Here is an 18,883-nt window from a genome sequence, read left to right on the forward strand (position 1 = left end):
AATCTCCTATTTTTTACTATGATTTATTAAAAAAGAAATATTTATTTTACTAACTTAAAAGCTTAATATTAATTTTAGGATTTAAAGCATAATGCTGTTCTATTTTCTTTTTTGTATCATCTATTAAAGATAACACATCAGAAGCTTTAGACATATCAGTAGAGCAATTATCTATATAATGACATTCATTAACTATATAATTAGGAAATCTTTTGTGCCATCTCATAGTGCCTGCCTTCATATCAAGCCCGCCAACTCTCTCAACCATCTCATAAGCTTTTATATTATCAAAATCTTCAAACACAGGACCAATATTAGCTTCCATTGGGGCAACAGAACCTCTTATATATCTAAACCAATCTATTCTATTATCTATACTTTCAGGAGAATCTTTCTCTAATCTTAAAGTAGCAGATAAAATAATCATATTATCCTTAATTTCTCTGCTGGAAGATAAATATTCATTTTTAGATATATCTTTTATAATCATTAAATCTTGATAAAGCACAGTTAAAGTCTCTACAATATCCATAAATGACATGCCAAAAGATTCAAGCTCTCCATAAATAGCAGACTCTATTCTGCTATTAACTAAAGCAACAAACTCCAAACCAGATAAATTTCTAATACGTGCCTCATGCGAAAGTCTCTCTAAAATAGCAGAACTATTAGCCTTTAATACGCAATCATCTAAAAACTCAAAATCTTCAAAACTTCCTTCCATAGATATAATAACGCCCTCATATCCCTCATCAGATACAAGGAATTTATTTTTATCTTTTATCACAAAATATTTTATATTATTTTTATTTAAAAACACAAGTAAAGATAAAAGTTCATCTATATTCTTTACAGTAACATATAAATCTACTATTCCACCAACACTAAAACTAGTACATTCTTTAAACGGACGGTTTTTATTGTATGTAACCTTATTTTCTTGTAAAAAATCTTCAAGAGCCTGATAATTTTTTTGCATAATCGTTACTAACCTTTACTATATTACCAGCCCCCAAAGTAATTATTATATCTCCGTCTTTTTTTATTTTTTCTAATTCTGGTAATATATCTTCTATATTTTTTATATATTTTATATTATTATTTTTTACTATTTTGCATATAGTCTCACCGCTAATTCCAGCAATAGGACTTTCTCCTGCCGCATATATATCGGTAATTATCAAATTATCAGCATCTAAAAAAGCATTTTCAAAATCATTTAAAAGCAGCTGAGTTCTGCTGTATCTATGAGGCTGAAATATAGCTATAATACGTCTGTCTTTATAAGCATTTCTAAGCGAAGACAATGTAGCTTTTATTTCTGTAGGGTGATGTCCATAATCATCAAATAATGTTATCTCTTTATCATATAATTTATTTAATCTTCTGCCTACACCTTCAAAAGTTTTAAGTGCTTTTTTTATAGTATCAGTATCTATATCTAAATGATATGCTACAGCGATTGATGCTAAAGAATTAAGTACATTATGCTCCCCTATTAAAGGAAGTTCAAACTCGCCTAAAAACTTATCTTTATAATAAGCTTTAAAATATGTTTTAAACTCTTCTGTTTTTATAGAGCTTTTATCAACATAAAAATCATATTCATTAGAAAATCCATAAGAATAATATTTTTTACTTACACTTTTAGCCAAATCTTTTACAACATCATTTTCAAAACAAAGAAAAGAACAGCCATAAAAAGGAACTTTATTAATAAAATCCAAAAAAGCAAGTCTTAATTTTTCAACATTGCCGTAATAATCTAAATGGTCATTATCTATATTTGTAACTACGCTAAATACAGGTGAAAGTCTTAAAAAGCTTCCGTCACTCTCATCTGCCTCGCAAACCATATATTCACTATTCAAATTACAATAAGCATTGCTCTTAAGATTAAAATGATTTCCGCCTATTATACATATAGGGTTTAATTCAGCTTCTATCATTATTTGACTTATTAAAGAAGTGGTAGTAGTTTTACCATGAGAGCCTGATATTGCTATGCCTTGTTTTAAACGCATAATTTCAGCAAGCATTTCCCCTCTTGGTATTACAATAATATTTTTCTTTTTAGCTGATATTATCTCTTCATTAGTTGGGCTTATTGCAGAAGAACTAACAACTGCTGTAACATCATCTTCTACATTGCTTTCTTTATGACCATAATAAACTTTTATGCCGCAATCTTCAAGCGACTGAGTTTTTGGAGTTTTAGCTAAATCGCTTCCTGTAATAGTAAATTCATCTATAGAATTAAGAACCAATGCTATAGCACTCATTCCTATTCCGCCTATTCCTATAAAATGTATCTTCTCTTTCTTTTTTGTAAACATTTATACATATCCATAAAATTTTTTATCTTTATAAAACAAAACAAATAATTTTTAGTTAAAATTACATAAAAAATTGTAATTAATTAATATTAATTTTCTTTATAATATTTGTGGTAGAATACCCATTTACGAAATCTATTAATACGGTCTGTTTAGCATATTCTCTGCCAACAACCTCTTCTATTTTATAATCTCCGCCCTTTACCAAAATATCAGGTTTTATAAATTTAATTAATTCTAAAGGGGTGTCTTCATCAAAAATAACAACATAATCAATACATTCTAAAGCAGATAATACTATAGCCCTATCAGTTTCATTATTTATTGGTCTGCTAGCACCTTTTAACCTTCTCACAGAATCATCACTATTTAAGCCAAGTATAAGTATATCTCCAAGCTCTTTTGCTTTTTGTAAATACTCTACATGTCCCCTATGAATAATATCAAAACAGCCGTTAGTAAATACTATCTTTTTTCCTTCTCTAGCATTCAATATATTTTTTAATTCTTCTAAATTATTAAGTATCTTTTTCATAATCAACAAAGCATAAACAAAACTATTTTGAAATTTTGATATTAATTATATCATAAAATCAATTAATAACAATCAAAATTGAGCAATAATTTAAATTAATTATATTTTTTTAATTATTAGCTCTTTTTTTGGAAGCAAAAAATACTATAAAACCAAATAACAAATATAAAGCAGAAGTAATTATTGCTGTAATTAAATTATCCATAGTAGAACCAATAGCTAAAACAGTATTTAAAATAGGAACAACCAAAAGCCCAGTAACAGACATCAATGAAAAGCCTAAAGAAAACTCACTTAAAGCAGGACTTTTATAATCAGGGTCGCATATTTTAAGAAGCGTCATACCAGTGATGAGTACCCCTGTTAAAGTGCCCCAAGAAATTATAGCTCTCTCAAAAGTATAATCATCTTTAAATAATATTTTAGTAAAATAAAACACTATTAAATATGTAAATACAAATCCAAGCACGCACATAACTATTATTGGAGCCATATAAGTCATAACAGCCTTTATAGGCAAGCTTGTTATAGCAGATACTATAGCAAAGTCGCTTAAAGTACCCATTATTTTAGCCTTTACTTTAGAATCTACACACCAAGATAATTTTAGTTTTTTTATAGCGAAGTTTAATGCAAACATTATTATCATAGCATAAGTCCAAACAGGCAAAACATTAAGCCCCTGTATACCTACTTTTTTTATAAATCCTAATACAATATAAGCAACAGCACATACACTAAATATAATAGCAAGGTGAAAAGTTATAGTCTCTATTGAGCTGCTGAAAAAAGTCTCTCTTCCCAAACTAGCCTGCTTAGATATATCATTATTATAACCCACCTTTGTAGGGTCTTCACTTGATATTTTTTTTACTATATTAGTTTTATTTTTTCTTATAGCAATATTAATAAAAACTATACCAAAAAGTATACCGCCAATAAGCCCAATAGTAGCAGTAGTTAAAGCAACACCCTGAGCAGTTTCTTGTATTATTATAGGAAGTCCAAAGCCTTCAAGCAATTTACCAGTTGAAGCTGCAAGCCCATGACCTCCTGCAAACCCTGCAGAAAGTTCATAACCGAATGTTCTATACATTGGCATATTTGGAGATATTTTTGTAAATAGTATATTTGTAGCATAGCCTATAGCAGATTGAGCCATACTTGCACATTGAAATATAGCAAATAACATTAAAACTTTAGCAGGATAAAGTGATTTTATAGTTTTGTTTTCATTTAAAAACATACCCAAAGGAATGGCCGCAAATATCGGCACAGATAAAATACCTGGTAAAAGAGAATAAAACTTAATATATTCAACTGATATAGAATAATTAGTAAATCTTCCTAAAATCTCTGGTGATATTATGAGTCCTATAAATCCTCCTATTACAGAGGCAGGCAAATATAATTCTTGAAAAAGTTTTACCTTTGCCCTTAAAAAAGTACCTATTAATAATAATATAGACAAGAGTCCCAATGCTTGAAGTAATTGAGTTAATAATTGCGAAGTCATTTTTTTTCCTGATATAATTTTTTATTTAATTTATTGCTTTTAGTTTTTATAATTTCTCTCTCTTCTATTTTTATGTGGTCGCCATAAAACTTTGGAGGTCTATTAAAAAGAATATCGGCAAACATAAGTAATCTTGCACCAACTTCTCTTGGAAATTGTCTTATTCTATATAGTTTTCTTACATTATCAGCACTATAGGCTATAGCATTAATCTTTTTTTCTCTAGCAATAAATACTGCCCTCTCATTGTGAAACGGCTGAGAGACTATAGTAAAATTAGTTAAATCAAAAACCCTATTTGCTCTTAATATAGAATCCCTTGTTCTAAAGCCGGCAAAATCTAAAAATATATGTCTTTTATCAACCCCAAGCTTTATTAAATCTAAACGCATCTGTCTAGGTTCATTGTAAGACCTATGCCTATTATCACCGCTTACTAGTATATATTTTACTTTGCCATTAGTATAAAGTTCATAAGCTGCATCCATTCTAAACTTAAAATACATATTTATTCTTCCGTCAGACAAATATTTACTTGTTCCTAATACCAAAGCAACATCATTATATGGAATCTCTTCTATAGAATCATATATATATTTCTTTGAATAACTAGATACACTAAAATATGATATTAATGCTATAAAAACAAAAATAATAACAAACTCTAAAATAAATTGATAAAAAGAGTAAATAGCTAGTAAAATATAATTAATTATTTTTAAAAATATATTATCATAATTTTTACTAATATAATTAAACTCATAGGCTATTAATTTTATTTTTTTTATATATTTATTTTTTAATCTGCTAAACACCATGCTAAACAATACAAGTTATTATTTTTTTAATATTATCGTAAAAAATATAGGGAACTTTCCTTATAAATAATTCGTCTAATATTACATAATAAAACTCATTAGGATTGTTTATGTTAAAAGCAATATATATATCTATAATATCATTATTTTTACTCTCTTGCAGAGGAGTACCATATCATCATATTGGTCGTTTTGACGGACCTGGTCCTATGCCAGGAGGCCCAGTATTCTTCGATCATTTCTTTGGAGTACATGGAATACTAAATATTATAATTAAAATTCTTATAATTGTTGTTTTAGTTTTAGCTATAAAATATATATACGACAAAAATAAAAACAATAAAAAAGAATAGTTACAAAAATATTTTATCTATTATCCGGGTCAAATCTCTGTAGAAGCCTTATTAAAAAGTATGCTGCCAAAAACATTACAGCACATAAAGCCCACTCAATGCCTTTTGGCATACCAGGGAAAACCTGTATAATAGAACCTAATACAAAACCTGATATTATTAAATAAGATGATTTTACATAATGCTCCATCCAATATTCAAGCAGTTTTGTAGTAAGCACAACTCCTAAAATACAACCTATAGCTAATGGAATTAAATATGGAAAATATAAATTATGAACGGCGTCAATAGTCTCTTTATATATTCCCAAAAGCAAAAACATATATGACACGCTTATACCAGGAAGTATCATTGCAATTGCCACAATTAATCCAGCAACTACAAGTATAGAATACATAAATGTTTCACTTCTATTGCCGTTTCCGCTAAAAAAGCCTTCTGGTATCATTGATATTAAATACACTATAGCAGCTCCCAATAAAATATATACAATACTTAAAAAATCAAATTTATAGGATTTGGTTTTATTGTATACAGTATTAAATCCTCCAAGTGCTGCACCCATAAAAAAGAAAGAAGATACCGTATAATATTTTTCTATTAAGTTTGATAAAGGTTTTGAAATTATCACCATTCCTAAAACAGAGCCTACACAAAAAAATATTAAAAACAAAAAGTTTAGTTTATTTTTTGAAATATAGCTTTCTATTTTTTGAGAAAGTTAGTATACCGCTTAAAGAAGCTATTAATTTATCGTATATTCCAAGTATCATAGCCATAGTGCCTCCGCTGAAACCCGGTACAAGCATTGAAGCTCCTATTATAAAGCCTTTAATAATTGTGTATATATAATTGCCTATAATTTTCATTATTTTTAATAAACCTCTCATCAATTTCTAACTACATAGTTTTTATACTTTATTTTGGAAAGTGATAATATATTAACAAACAATTTTAATCAAGTATTTTTTTTACATTTTATTTACATTTTTTACAATAAAAACATATATCTTTTTATTGTTCTTTATAATATATAATATTACTATTTTTTACATAATATGTGTTAAAATAATAATTAATTATTTTACTTGAATATTTTTTTATATATAAATATAATTATTATAATTTTTATATATAAAAAAATGAAAAAGTTTATATTATTTATAATAAATAAACCTACTACAGTATCTGTTACTTTAGTTTCTATATTTATAATAGGATTTGTAAGTATATCTAAATTAAAAGTAGATTATTTACCGAATATGGAGATTCCTATTATAAGCGTAAAAACAGTATACGAAAACTCTGCTCCGGAAGAAGTTGAAAAAAACGTTACAAGAATAATAGAAAGTGCAATATCTTCAGTAAATAATGTAAAAAACATAAAATCAAAATCAAAAGAATCAGAATCAAATGTAGAAATAGAGTTTAATTGGGGAACTGATTTACAAACTGCAGCAGATGACATCAGAGAAGCAATAGATATGATAAGAAGTGAGCTTCCTGATGATGTTGATAATCCAAATATTTCAAAGTTTTCAAGCGATGCTAGTCCTATAATGGAGATAGCATTTTTTGGTATTGATAATTTAAGTGCATTATATGATTTAATAGACAGCAGAATACTCACATCATTAGAGCAAATTGAAGGAGTAGCACAAACAGAGATAAGAGGCGGACTTAAAAAAACTATTTATGTGGATATAAACCTAAATAGATTAAATGCCTATTTTATAAATATTAATGATATAGTAAAAACTCTTTCTATAGAAAATCAAAATATAGTTGGAGGTCAAACATATGAAGGCGTTTATAAATATGGAATAAGAACCAAAGGAGAGTTTAAAAATATAAATGATATAGAAAATGTAGTAGTAGCTTTAAAAAATAATATATTTCCTGTAAAAATAAGAGATATAGCAAATGTGTATGAATATTATGATGATGAAGCAGAGATAGTAAGGATTAATGGTCAAAAAGCAGTAAGTGTAGCTATAACAAAAGAATCTGGTGCTAATATCATACAAATATCAAGAGATGTAAATAAAAGATTAGAAACAATGGATTTGCCTTATGGAGTATATTATAAAGTATTATTCAATAGCTCTGATACAATCAATAACTCAATAAAAAATGTAATAAGTACAATATGGCAAGGAGCTTTATTTGCAATAATAATTCTTATGATATATTTATGGGATATAAAAAGCGTAATCATAATATCAATATCAATACCCATATCCGTAATAACAACATTTATATTAATGTATTTTTTGGATATATCAATAAATATTATATCTCTTTCAGGGTTAGTTCTTGGTGTTGGAATGATGCTTGATAACTCTATAGTAGTGCTTGAAAATATTTTTATACATAATAAAGATTCTAATAATATAATAGATAATATAAAAGCCTCTGTAAATGGTGCTAGTGAAGTTTCTATAGCAATAACAGCATCAACTCTAACAAGCGTATCCGTTTTTTTGCCGTTTCTATTTGTAAAAGGTCAAGTGGAGCAAATGTTTAGTGATTTATGTTTAACAGTATCAATATCTCTATTAACTTCTCTTTTTGTTGCCATTACAATAGTGCCTTTGCTTGCTTCGAGAATTAAAAACAATAATTTTAAGTTTACAAAATTAGAGTCATTTTTTCAAAATAATATTCACAGCAAAACAGAAAAGTTTTATTTAACACTATTATCATTAGTGATGAAAAACAAAAGAAAATCATTTTTAATTAATATTTTCAGTATTATTTTCTTTGCTAATATTAATGCTTATAAAAATACCCAAAGAAGGATACCCTGTGTCTGATGCCGGCACTATAATATCAAGACTAAGAATGCCTGTTGGTACAAGAGTGCAATTTACAGATTTGTTTATTGACAGAATGGAAGATGATATAGAAAACAGCGTTGGAGAGAATATAGATTATTATGAAACAAGAGTAAGAACAGGAAGGAATGAACATCATGGAGAGGTGAGAGTAAAATTAATAGACAGAGAAAAAGGAAGAGATAAAGATATTAACTATTATATAGAAGAGATAAGAAATAAAGTAAATGGATACCCAGGAAGAATAGAATTAAACTCAGAAAATGTGGCAATGGGAAAACCTAAAGATTATAGCTCTATTATAATAGAATTAGTCGGAGATAATTTAGATATTGGTTATGATGTGGCAAGCAATGTTATTAATGCAGTTTCTAAAGTAGAAGGAATAAGAAATGTGCTTATAAAAGAAGATGACTCTAATCATGAAATATTATTTACTATAAATAGAGATTTAATATCAAAAATAGGAATTAGCTTAGATACTATAGGAAGCATAATTCGTACTTCTTTTAGCGGAACTGTTGCAAGTACTATGACATTAGAAAACTCTTTATATATAGATTCTGATATAGTAGTAAGACTTGAAGACAGTACAAGAGAAAATATAGACGGTGTATACAAATTAATGATACCAACAGGAACAAACATTATACCAATATCTTCTGTGGTAAAAATATCTAAATCAACAGGTCCTACAGAAATAAATAGAAAAAATGATAATAGAATAATAGAAATAACAGCAAGTTCATATGGAAGGGCTGTAAACGAGATAATAGCAGATATAAAAAAAGAATTAAATAATATATATATACCAAGCGGATTTTTAATAAATTTTTCAGGCGATTATGAGGATATGCAGGAATCTTTTCAGCAATTATTAGTGTCATTAATAATGGCTATAGTATTTGTTTATGCGATAATAGCAGGTCAATTTGAATCATATATAACGCCTTTTGTAATATCATTATCTGTGCCTTTTGCTTTGTTTGGAGCATTAATATTTCTTTATATTGGCGGTGAAACTTTAAACGTATATAGTGCAATAGGTATTATAATGCTTGTTGGTATAGTTGTAAACAATGGAATAGTTTTAATAGATTATATGAATAAAGTTGTACTAGAAGAAAATATTTCTTGGAATGAATCAGCTTTGAGAGCTTGTAAGAGAAGATTAAAACCTGTGCTTATGACTTCTTTAACTACTATTTTGGGTATGCTTCCTATGATGTTAAAAGTAGGAAACGGCACAGAGATGTATAAACCACTGGCTACTGCTGTTTGCGGAGGACTTTTATTTTCTACAGTATTTACTCTTATAATAATACCTGCAGTATATTCTAGTTTTAGAAATAGATTTAATATAAAAAGAGAATATGATTAAATAAAATTCACTGTAGTTAACATACTTCATAAATTTATAAATAAAACTTTCGATAATTATTAAACTACTATATTATTGAAAGGGTTTGTTTATGGAAAATCAATTAAAAAGAATAGAGGCTAATGAGTTAGAAAATCTATTAGAAGAGTTTGCTGATTATTTACAAACTTTAAATTATGCCGCTCATACAATCAATAGTTATACTAAAGATTTAAAAGAATATATAAAATTCTTAGAAGATAATAATATAGACTTTAACGATGCTACTCACTACACTATAAGAGATTATTTTGCATCATTAAAAAATAAAAAATTAAAAAATGCAACAACTTCAAGACATCTCTCTTCTATAAAGAAGTTCTATAAATATTTAATAAGAAACGGTTACTCAGATAAAACTAGAATAATAAACATGAAAAGCCCTAAAAGAGAAGAGCATATAGCTAAGTTTTTATCGCTCAATGATATAGATAAAATACTAGAAATAGATGATGAAAATGATTTTACTATTATAAGAGATAAAATGATGGCTATATTTATGTATGCTATAGGTTTAAGAGCTTCAGAATTAATATCTATTAAGCTTAACATGATGCATAAAGGCTCTACTACTTTAAGAATACTTGGTAAAGGTTCAAAGGTAAGAGAGATACCATTAATACCTATAATATATGATAATTGGGATTTGTATATGCAAAAAAGAGCAATTATACAAAGAGAATATGGCTCTAACAATAATTATTTGTTTGTAAACAGATTTGGAAAACCTATAAGCGATAGAAGCGTTAGAAACTCAATGAAAAGACTTATGAGAATGGCTAATATAAGTGTAGATTTTTCTCCGCACACTTTAAGACATACATTTGCCACACATCTTTTAAATAATGATGCCGAAATTAGAGGTGTTCAAGAATTATTAGGTCATGAAAGCATATCAACAACTCAAAGATATACTCATGTTACAAATGATAGGCTTTTTGAAGTATACAATAGAGCTCATCCGCATTCAAAATAAAATATACAAATAGAAAATTACTTGATTTTTTGGAATCTTTTTTATATAATTAACATATTAAAGTTAATTAATAAAAAATCTTTGAGGATAAATAAATGTCATCTAATAAAAAAATAGTAATCAAAAAAAAGAAGTCCTGTAGTTAAAACTTTGCAATGGCTTGGAGTATCTGCTGTATCCATTTTACTTATAGTATATTTTTTGGTAATAGATACTAGAGGAAGTCAGAAAACTCCTACTATAGGTTCTGTAAACGGTACTCCTATATACTATACTTCTACAAGTCCTTATGGTAAAGCTTTTAGAGAGATAGAAAACTATTATCAGCAATTTGGAATACCAATGAATGCTGATATATATGCCAATATAGAAGATTTAGCTTTTAGAAGAGCTGTTACTACTATACTTTTAGATGATTTAGCAGCAAAAAATATAACTGTAAGCGATAAAATAATACTTCAATATATGCAAAGCCAATTTATAGACAGCAATGGTAATTATAACCAAATGGCTTATGATGCTTTTATTAAAAATACTCCTCAATCAGAAAAAATTAGAATAGAAAAAGATTTAAAAGAAACTGTTATGGCTCAAACTATAGCTTTAGAGTTATTTAATAGTGTTAAAATTAATTCTTTAGAACTAGAAAGACAATATATAAAAAATCTCACAAAAAGAGATATTGAAATGCTTTATATTGATGCTTCTGAGATAGTAAAAAATGCTGATATACTTGAAACAGATATAGACAAATATTTTAATGATAATAAAACTAATTTTGTACAGGCTGACATATCTTGGATACTTCTTGCTAATGCTAAAGATGCTGAAAATGTATATAAAACATTAAAAAATGATATCACTTTATTTGACAAAACTGTAGCAGAAAAAAGTATTTATACAAATGACTATCATTTAGGATATGTTACAAGAATGGAAATAGATAAAAACATAGCTGACAGAGTATTTACAAACACACAAATTACTACTAATACCCTACTCTCTCCTATCAATGTTAATGGGGTTTACTATGTTGTATTAGTTAATGATATAAGACTTCCAGAAAAATACACCGATGTTAATTCTGGAGTTTTAAGAGACAGTTATTTAAATGATAATCTTAAAGTATTAGTTGAAGCAGAAAAATCTAAACAAGTAGAAATATTGAAAAATGCTGTTGCAAATAACAATAATTTTGCAGCTTTAAATAACAATAATAATATTAAATACTACAAATCTTCAGCACCATTTTATTATTCTCAAGGTTTTATAAATTCTACTGATAAAAATGTTATACCAGATTCATCTAGCCCTATATTTAACAGCACTGTATTTTCTTTGAATGTAGGAGATAAAAGCGAGGTTATAAAATTAAACAATGGTGTCGCTGTTATAAAGGTTTTATCAGAAGAGAAAGCTGATATAAACAGATTAGCATCATTAGATACAGCTCAAAAAAATGCAGCAAGAAAAGAATTATTAAATGCATCTGTTGCTAATATTTCTATAGAATGGGAAAATAGAAGTATGGAAGATGCTAAAATAAAAAGACATAAAGTAAGATAAAATTAGGGGTATTTATGTTTGATAATAACGTACATTATATAAGAAAAGAATTAGAATCTATATACAATGTTGTAGTAGAGCATTTAGGTAAAGAGTTATTAAGCAAAGAGATAAAAAAGCTTGAATATGAGCCTAAATTAGACAGAATAAATATCAATGATTTTATTTTTATAAGACTTACATTTGAAAACAAAGAAGACCATAAAGAATTATTTTATGAGATATATATAGAAGATGAAAACGGTAATGCCTTAGAAAACTCAATGATAAATGTAGAGCGTCCGTTCTCTAAACTTGTAGATAAAATAGATTATCTTATAAAACTAGATTATTAATTATTTTGTAGTATAGTTTTATATATACTTATCTAAAGAGTATATTAATAAATATTTATGTTGTTTTTAGTTTAATAATTTATATTATATATAAAATAATATTATTTTCTTAATTTACACTTTGGCTAAACGTAATAGAAAAACTTAAATATTTGCACTTTCGCGAAGCGTGCCTAAATGGCAAAAACTTTAACGAATTCCGCAAAGCGAATGCGGGAAAAAGTAGAATAAAACAAATACATATATTAATATAAAAAAATATTTGTTTAAATTAACATTTGCAGGGCTTTGCCCTTAATGAAGTACACACCGTGCAGCACCCTACTTCTTTTGCTGCCGCAAAGAAGCAAAAAGGCTGCATTTTTATGGAATATATCTACAAACATATATTATTATTTAATATATATTCATAATCAGTAAAATTAAAACAACATAAATATTTATTAAAGCAAATAATAATATAGTTTTAAGTATGCAATAAAAAAGGCTTAAGGAGTAATTCCCTAAGCCTCTAAAACTATTTATAAAAGTAAATCATTTTGCTTTTACAGATAACACATATTTATCGCCATAAGCTCTAGGAGAGTTGTTTGCAATATCTTTTATTAATTGTTGTAACTCTCTTGATACTTCATCTCTAGTGTCACCATCAACAATATATAGAGTATCTTCATCTGCTAAATAATAAGCTTCAAATTCAGTATCTCTATCATTATCATTCATTTCTTTATTTTGAACTATACAAGCATTTCTACTTTTTTCACCTGATAAATTTGCTATACTTCCATCGTTAACAGTAATATCAGCAATCCAAGTTAATGTAGAATATTCATCTCTTCCGTCTAATACACCATTTTCATATTCTCTTTGAACCATTTTTGAACTAGGGTCAAAGAATATAAAAGTTTCTTCTGTTTCTAATTTACCATCATCATAATCACTTTCTGATTGATACCAAGTTGTAGAATAAAGTCTCTCTAAAACACTATAAGTTCCACTTTCAGGATTAGTATTTTCTCCTAATGTAACATCTCCAGATGCTTGAGCAGTTACTTGAGCTGATACTGAAAGAGAAACACTACTTTGAGTATTAGGTGTTCCATCTTTTACAGATTTGTTTAAACTAGGTATATTTTTAGTAACTAAACTTTCTGTAGCTCCGCCTGCTCCATTACTATCAGCACAAGAAATTGCTGCCATTGATATAATAGATATTATTAATAAAAATTTTTTCATTGGATTTTTCTCCCCTTCATTGTTGTTTATGTATATATTATAACACAAAAGAATATACTTTGTAAAGTTTTTTTTACTATTTTTTTAAAAAAATTAAGTTTTTTTTACTATTTTTTTCACAAATTTCATCTTTTTTTACTATATTTTTATATTTTTTACTTATTTTTACTTTTTAGAGTAATCGTAAAATATAAAAAAGCCCGTATTAAAAAATACAGGCTTAATAATATAATTTTTTGTTTGTTTATTTTTATTTTTTCAGTATCTGCAGGTACTACAGCTAAATCGCTTACTTTAGCACCATCAGAAATATTAACTATTTTTACACCCTTAGCGTTTCTTCCTAACTCTGGTATAGAATCAGCTTTTATCTTTATAGTCATGTCATCTGTAGTAACAACCATTATCTCATCTTTATCGCCTACAGTTTTTACGCTAACCACATTTCCTGTTTTATTATCAGGCTTAATATAAATCTGACCTTTTCCGCCTCTTCCTTTAGCATTAAACTGCTTAGAAGAAAGTCTCTTACCTATACCATTCTCAGTGATAACTATTAATGATTCGCCTTTATGTATTCCGTTTCCAGATACACAAATATCATTATCATCTAAAGTAATACCCTTAACACCAGCAGCGGCTCTTCCCATATTTCTTACTTTCTGTTCATTTATTCTCAAAGCAAGACCAGAAGCAGTAGTCATAATAAAGTCATCACCGCTTTCAACAGCAGATACACCTATAAGCTCATCATTATTCTCTAATGTTAAAGCAAGTATACCCCTCTTCTTAGCATTCTCAAGATGTTTAAGCTCCATCTTTTTAATAGTACCCATCTTAGTAACCATTATAATAGATTGTTTAGGGTTAAAGTCAGATACAGTAAAGTAGCTTGTAATTTTTTCATCTGGTGCCAAATTAAGTATAAACTTTATACTCTTACCTTGTGAAGTTTTTGTTAGAGCAGGAATCTCATGCACCTTCATCCAGAAAGCCTTACCTCTGTCGGTAAATATAAACAAATAATCTTTAGTAGAAGCAACGAATAAGTGTTCTATATAATGTTCGCCTTGAGATTTTCCGCCTTGTACACCTACTCCGCCCCTTCCTTGCGTACGATAGCTTGAAGCAGGTACTCTCTTAATAAAGCCCTGAGTAGTGATAGATACTGCCACATCTTCATCATGAATCAAATCTTCTTCATCAATTTCAGTATCATTAGTTTTACCTATTATCTCACTTCTTCTGTCATCGCCGTATTTTTCTGCTATATTTTTAAGTTCATCTTTAATAACAGCAAGTATTTTTTCTGGGTGAGCAAGTAAGTCTTCACAATAAGCAATAAACTCTCTTAATTGCTGTAATTCTTGTTCTATTTTGAGTTTTTCTAAAGCAGTCAAACGTTTAAGAGGCATATCGAGTATAGCTTGAGCTTGTTTTTCTGATAGCTTAAACTTACTCATTAAAGTGTTTCTTGCAGCTTCTGTGTTTTCGCTCTGCCTAATTATTCTTATAACCTCTTCAATATTAGCCTGAGCTATTAATAAGCCCTCTAATATATGTGCTTTTGCTTTAGCTTGATTTAAATCATATTCTGTTCTTTTTGTTATTACTTCAACTCTATGATCAACAAAATATTTTATAAGCTCTTTTAAGTTTAATACTTTAGGCTCGCCATTAACCAAAGCAAGATTAATTATACCAAAAGTAATTTCTAAATCAGTATGTTTCCATAATTGATTTAAAACAATCTGAGTAGCAACACCCTTTTTAAGCTCTATTATAAGCCTAATACCAGACCTATTGCTTGACTCATCTCTAATATCAGCAACACCCTCAATTTTACCTTGTTTAACTAACTCAGCAATCTTTTCATGCAAATTAGTCTTTACAACACCATAAGGAAGCTCTTTTACAACAATAGCCTCTCTGTCTTTTTTTGTCTCTTCTATTTCAAGCCTAGCTCTTAATTTTATTCTTCCCTTACCAGTAGTATAAGCCTCTTTAATGCCCTCTTTACCATATATAATTCCAGCAGTAGGGAAATCAGGACCTTGTATATAACGCATTAAATCTTTAATTTCAGCATCTTGATGGTCTATATAATAAACAATAGCATTAACAACCTCTTTTAAGTTATGAGGAGGCATATTAGTAGCCATACCAATAGCAATACCCATACTTCCATTAACTAAAAGCTGAGGCACTGTTGCAGGAAGCACAGAAGGCTCTGTTCTTGAATCATCGAAGTTTGGTACAAATTTAACAGTTTCTTTTTCTATGTCATTAAGCATTTCTTCTGCGAATTTAGTCATTCTCGCTTCAGTATAACGCATAGCAGCAGGAGGGTCATCGTCCACAGAACCAAAGTTACCCTGTCCGTCTACAAGTAAATAACGCATAGAAAAGTCTTGTGCCATTCTCACCATAGTGCCGTAAACAGCAGCATCTCCGTGCGGGTGATAGCGTGCCAACACTTCACCAACCGTAGCAGCCGACTTTTTGTATGGCTTATCATGTGTTAAATTAGCATCATACATCGCATAAAGTATTCTTCTATGCACAGGCTTAAGTCCATCTCTTACATCTGGCAAAGCCCTTGACACTATAACACTCATAGCATAATTCAAATATGATTCTTTTAATTCATTTTCTATAGAAATATGATCAACTCTTTTTAGAATATCTTTTGTTAGTGTGGAATATTTCCTCTCTTCGGTATTATCATTATTATTCTTTTTTACAGCCATAGAATTTTATCCTTATAGAAATATATTCAAATAATTATAACATTTACTGTAAAATTATCAATATAAAAATATAGTAAAAGCATAAGTATTTAATATGATAACAACATTATGTAAATATAATATTAAAAGATTTTTATATATCTATTGACTTTTTAATTTATTTATTATATACTATAACAATCAAAATATATGGCGGTGTAGCCAAGTGGTAAGGCAGGAGTCTGCAAAACTCTTATTCATCGGTTCGAATCCGTTCGCCGCCTCATTTTTCTAATTTTTGTTAATATAATGAAAAAAATATATATTTTTGCCATATTCTTCTTAGTTATCGTACTTATGCTTACTCAAAAGCTCTATGTACTAACTATCAAAGAAAGAAAATCAACTCAAGTACTAGATGACCTATATAGACCAAGAGGAACTATTTATGACTCTAAAATGCGTCCTCTTACAATCAATATACCAGCTTACACTATATATATAGATACTCACTCTGTAGCAGAACTAGATGGTAAAGAAGGCGTTAATGTAAATGAAGGATATGATGAGATATTAAGATTACTAGGAATTACAAAAGAAAGATTTGCTGAACTATTAAAAAACAAAAGAAGAACCATAAGATTAGCACAAAATATAAGCTTAGATGTTTACAATAAAATAAAAGAAGTAAAAAACAAGTATAATATAAAAAGTATTTATGGAGATGAAAGCTATAAAAGATTTTATCCATATGGTGATATATTTGCCCATGTTATAGGATATATGAACAAATCTGAGACAGAAGGTTATGCAGGATTAGAAGCTACTTATCAAAATGTATTATCATCTGTAAATGGACAATCAAAGGATTTAGTATTAACTCTTGACAGAGATATACAAACTATAGTAAGAAATGAAGTATTAAAAACTGTAGCAGAAAAGTCCCCTCAATCTGTTACTTTTATAGTATCTGATGTAAATACTGGTTCTATTATAGCAAATTATTCATACCCCTCTTTTGACCCTAACAACCCTTTTATATATGTGAATAATGAAAGATTAGATAGAAGTATAATGAGCACTATTTATCCAGGCTCTACAATGAAAATATTTGTAGAACTTGCTGCTTTAGAAGAGGGAGTTGTTAATAGCGATGAACTTTTTTATTGTAATGGTTATTATGATTATAGTAAACAAACACGCATACACTGTGATTATCCACATGGAAAAATAGCTTTTAATGATATATTGAAATATAGCTGCAATTATGCTGTTGTTACTGTTGCTGAGAGAGTTGATAAAAAATTCCTATATGAATATTTAAAAAGATTTGGGTTCGGCGATGCTACAGATGTAATGGGTAAATATAAAAATGAATGGACTGGAATATATCATGATTTAAAAGATTGGCACAGATTTTCTCGCGGTTATTTAGCAATAGGTTATGATTTGAGTGTAACACCTATGCAGATAGCTTCTTCGTATTTGCCTCTTTTAAACGGCGGATATAAAGTTCAAATGCATGTTGTAGATTCTATTTATGACGGCAAAAACAAATTAATATTAACAAACAACCTAAAAAAAGAAAGAATAATAGATGAGCAGTATTCACAAATAGCAAGACTTTTGCTTAGAAAAGGTGTTGAATCTGGTTCTACAGGAAGCAGGGCTAATTTGCTTAATATAGATGTTGTTGGTAAAACAGGTACTGCTATCACTGAAGTATATAGAGCTGGTTCTGCAGATAGAGCTGAAAAATATTATCAATCTATATTTATAGGCGGATTTCCTTTGGAAGACCCTAAGGTTTCTATATTAGTTTTATTAGATGACCCTAAAGGTTCTGGAGGCTTAGCTGCTGGAAGAGTGGCTGCTCCGCTTTTTGCTCAGGTTGCTAATCAGATTATTCCGTATTTAGGACTTGTTGACGGAGAAATACACACTATAAACACTAATGAATTTTTATCTTTAATACCAAAAGATAACATTATTTATACTAATAATATTATGCCTAATATATATGGTCTTTCATTAAGAGATGCTTTAAATAATATATCTTATATAGTTTCTAATAATAATGCTAAAATAGTTGTTCAGGGGGAAGGATATATTTATGATTATAGCCCAGAAGCCGGAAGTACAATATCGAATGAAGAGATAATACGCCTCAACCTTAAAGCTCCTAATAGAGACACTAATAAATAATTTTTTTAAGGAGAGATATAA

General features: G+C 28.3%; 11 protein-coding genes, 1 tRNA gene and 3 pseudogenes. 7 read left to right on the forward strand and 8 right to left on the reverse strand.

The genetic code is table 11. The features are described from left to right. Window positions 1–49 precede the first annotated feature (49 nt). From BPP43_RS04075 to BPP43_RS04095, 5 genes are all read right to left on the reverse strand, one after another. Window positions 50–979 (reverse strand): UDP-N-acetylmuramate dehydrogenase, encoded by a 930-nt coding sequence (locus BPP43_RS04075; RefSeq protein WP_013245075.1) that lies wholly within the window; start codon window positions 977–979, stop codon window positions 50–52. Then, window positions 954–2,336, reverse strand: coding sequence for a UDP-N-acetylmuramate--L-alanine ligase (gene murC / locus BPP43_RS04080; protein ID WP_015274259.1), 1,383 nt, complete (start codon window positions 2,334–2,336; stop codon window positions 954–956). The genes BPP43_RS04075 and murC overlap by 26 nt, the downstream gene beginning before the upstream one ends. A gap of 79 nt (window positions 2,337–2,415) precedes the next feature. Further along, window positions 2,416–2,871: a D-glycero-beta-D-manno-heptose 1-phosphate adenylyltransferase gene (rfaE2, locus tag BPP43_RS04085; RefSeq protein ID WP_013245073.1), complete on the reverse strand. Its 456-nt coding sequence runs from the start codon at window positions 2,869–2,871 to the stop codon at window positions 2,416–2,418. 109 nt (window positions 2,872–2,980) lie between these two features. Beyond that, window positions 2,981–4,387, reverse strand: a complete 1,407-nt coding sequence (locus BPP43_RS04090; RefSeq protein WP_014933358.1) for a sodium/glutamate symporter — start codon at window positions 4,385–4,387, stop codon at window positions 2,981–2,983. Beyond that, the gene (locus BPP43_RS04095) at window positions 4,384–5,205 is read right to left on the reverse strand and encodes a SanA/YdcF family protein (RefSeq protein ID WP_013245071.1); all 822 of its coding nucleotides are present in this window, start codon (window positions 5,203–5,205) and stop codon (window positions 4,384–4,386) included. The genes BPP43_RS04090 and BPP43_RS04095 overlap by 4 nt, the downstream gene beginning before the upstream one ends. Window positions 5,206–5,315: 110 nt before the next feature. Between BPP43_RS04095 and BPP43_RS04100 the strand changes: the two genes are divergently transcribed. After that, window positions 5,316–5,558: a hypothetical protein gene (locus tag BPP43_RS04100; protein ID WP_015274260.1), complete on the forward strand. Its 243-nt coding sequence runs from the start codon at window positions 5,316–5,318 to the stop codon at window positions 5,556–5,558. 13 nt (window positions 5,559–5,571) lie between these two features. Here BPP43_RS04100 and BPP43_RS04105 read toward each other — a convergent pair. Continuing rightward, window positions 5,572–6,427: pseudogene (locus BPP43_RS04105) on the reverse strand (DUF368 domain-containing protein). A gap of 273 nt (window positions 6,428–6,700) precedes the next feature. On the opposite strand from BPP43_RS04105, the pseudogene BPP43_RS04110 reads away from it, so the two are divergent. The 4 genes and pseudogenes from BPP43_RS04110 to BPP43_RS04125 all read left to right on the forward strand — a co-directional run bounded on the left by BPP43_RS04110 (window position 6,701) and on the right by BPP43_RS04125 (window position 12,692). After that, window positions 6,701–9,776 (forward strand): annotated as a pseudogene (locus BPP43_RS04110) (efflux RND transporter permease subunit). A 91-nt stretch (window positions 9,777–9,867) separates the two neighbouring features. Then, complete coding sequence (locus BPP43_RS04115; RefSeq protein WP_013245065.1) at window positions 9,868–10,791, forward strand: tyrosine-type recombinase/integrase; 924 nt, start codon at window positions 9,868–9,870, stop codon at window positions 10,789–10,791. 95 nt (window positions 10,792–10,886) lie between these two features. After that, window positions 10,887–12,357 (forward strand): annotated as a pseudogene (locus BPP43_RS04120) (SurA N-terminal domain-containing protein). Between the two features lie 14 nt (window positions 12,358–12,371). Next, window positions 12,372–12,692: a hypothetical protein gene (locus BPP43_RS04125; protein WP_013245063.1), complete on the forward strand. Its 321-nt coding sequence runs from the start codon at window positions 12,372–12,374 to the stop codon at window positions 12,690–12,692. Window positions 12,693–13,226: 534 nt separating this feature from the next. Here the strand turns inward: BPP43_RS04125 and BPP43_RS04130 are convergent. Beyond that, on the reverse strand, window positions 13,227–13,928 hold the full coding sequence (locus tag BPP43_RS04130; protein ID WP_015274262.1) for a hypothetical protein: 702 nt from the start codon (window positions 13,926–13,928) through the stop codon (window positions 13,227–13,229). 155 nt (window positions 13,929–14,083) lie between these two features. Further along, window positions 14,084–16,678 carry a DNA gyrase subunit A gene (gene gyrA / locus BPP43_RS04135; RefSeq protein ID WP_015274263.1) on the reverse strand — a complete coding sequence of 865 codons (2,595 nt, stop codon included), beginning with the start codon at window positions 16,676–16,678 and terminating at the stop codon, window positions 14,084–14,086. A 191-nt stretch (window positions 16,679–16,869) separates the two neighbouring features. On the opposite strand from gyrA, the gene BPP43_RS04140 reads away from it, so the two are divergent. Both BPP43_RS04140 and BPP43_RS04145 read left to right on the forward strand, forming a co-directional pair. After that, window positions 16,870–16,941: transfer RNA gene (locus BPP43_RS04140), tRNA-Cys, on the forward strand. A 73-nt stretch (window positions 16,942–17,014) separates the two neighbouring features. Continuing rightward, window positions 17,015–18,862 carry a penicillin-binding protein gene (locus BPP43_RS04145; RefSeq protein WP_041747928.1) on the forward strand — a complete coding sequence of 616 codons (1,848 nt, stop codon included), beginning with the start codon at window positions 17,015–17,017 and terminating at the stop codon, window positions 18,860–18,862. Window positions 18,863–18,883: the final 21 nt, after the last annotated feature.

Origin of the sequence: Brachyspira pilosicoli P43/6/78 (assembly GCF_000325665.1) — a bacterium.
GTDB lineage: Bacteria > Spirochaetota > Brachyspiria > Brachyspirales > Brachyspiraceae > Brachyspira > Brachyspira pilosicoli.

Coding starts and splice junctions, on each gene's coding strand:
- BPP43_RS04075 (WP_013245075.1), bottom strand. CDS start 979: ATGCAAAAAAATTATCAGGCTCTTGAAGATTTTTTACAAGAAAATAAG.
- murC (WP_015274259.1), bottom strand. CDS start 2,336: ATGTTTACAAAAAAGAAAGAGAAGATACATTTTATAGGAATAGGCGGA.
- rfaE2 (WP_013245073.1), bottom strand. CDS start 2,871: ATGAAAAAGATACTTAATAATTTAGAAGAATTAAAAAATATATTGAAT.
- BPP43_RS04090 (WP_014933358.1), bottom strand. CDS start 4,387: ATGACTTCGCAATTATTAACTCAATTACTTCAAGCATTGGGACTCTTG.
- BPP43_RS04095 (WP_013245071.1), bottom strand. CDS start 5,205: ATGGTGTTTAGCAGATTAAAAAATAAATATATAAAAAAAATAAAATTA.
- BPP43_RS04100 (WP_015274260.1), top strand. CDS start 5,316: ATGTTAAAAGCAATATATATATCTATAATATCATTATTTTTACTCTCT.
- BPP43_RS04115 (WP_013245065.1), top strand. CDS start 9,868: ATGGAAAATCAATTAAAAAGAATAGAGGCTAATGAGTTAGAAAATCTA.
- BPP43_RS04125 (WP_013245063.1), top strand. CDS start 12,372: ATGTTTGATAATAACGTACATTATATAAGAAAAGAATTAGAATCTATA.
- BPP43_RS04130 (WP_015274262.1), bottom strand. CDS start 13,928: ATGAAAAAATTTTTATTAATAATATCTATTATATCAATGGCAGCAATT.
- gyrA (WP_015274263.1), bottom strand. CDS start 16,678: ATGGCTGTAAAAAAGAATAATAATGATAATACCGAAGAGAGGAAATAT.
- BPP43_RS04145 (WP_041747928.1), top strand. CDS start 17,015: ATGCTTACTCAAAAGCTCTATGTACTAACTATCAAAGAAAGAAAATCA.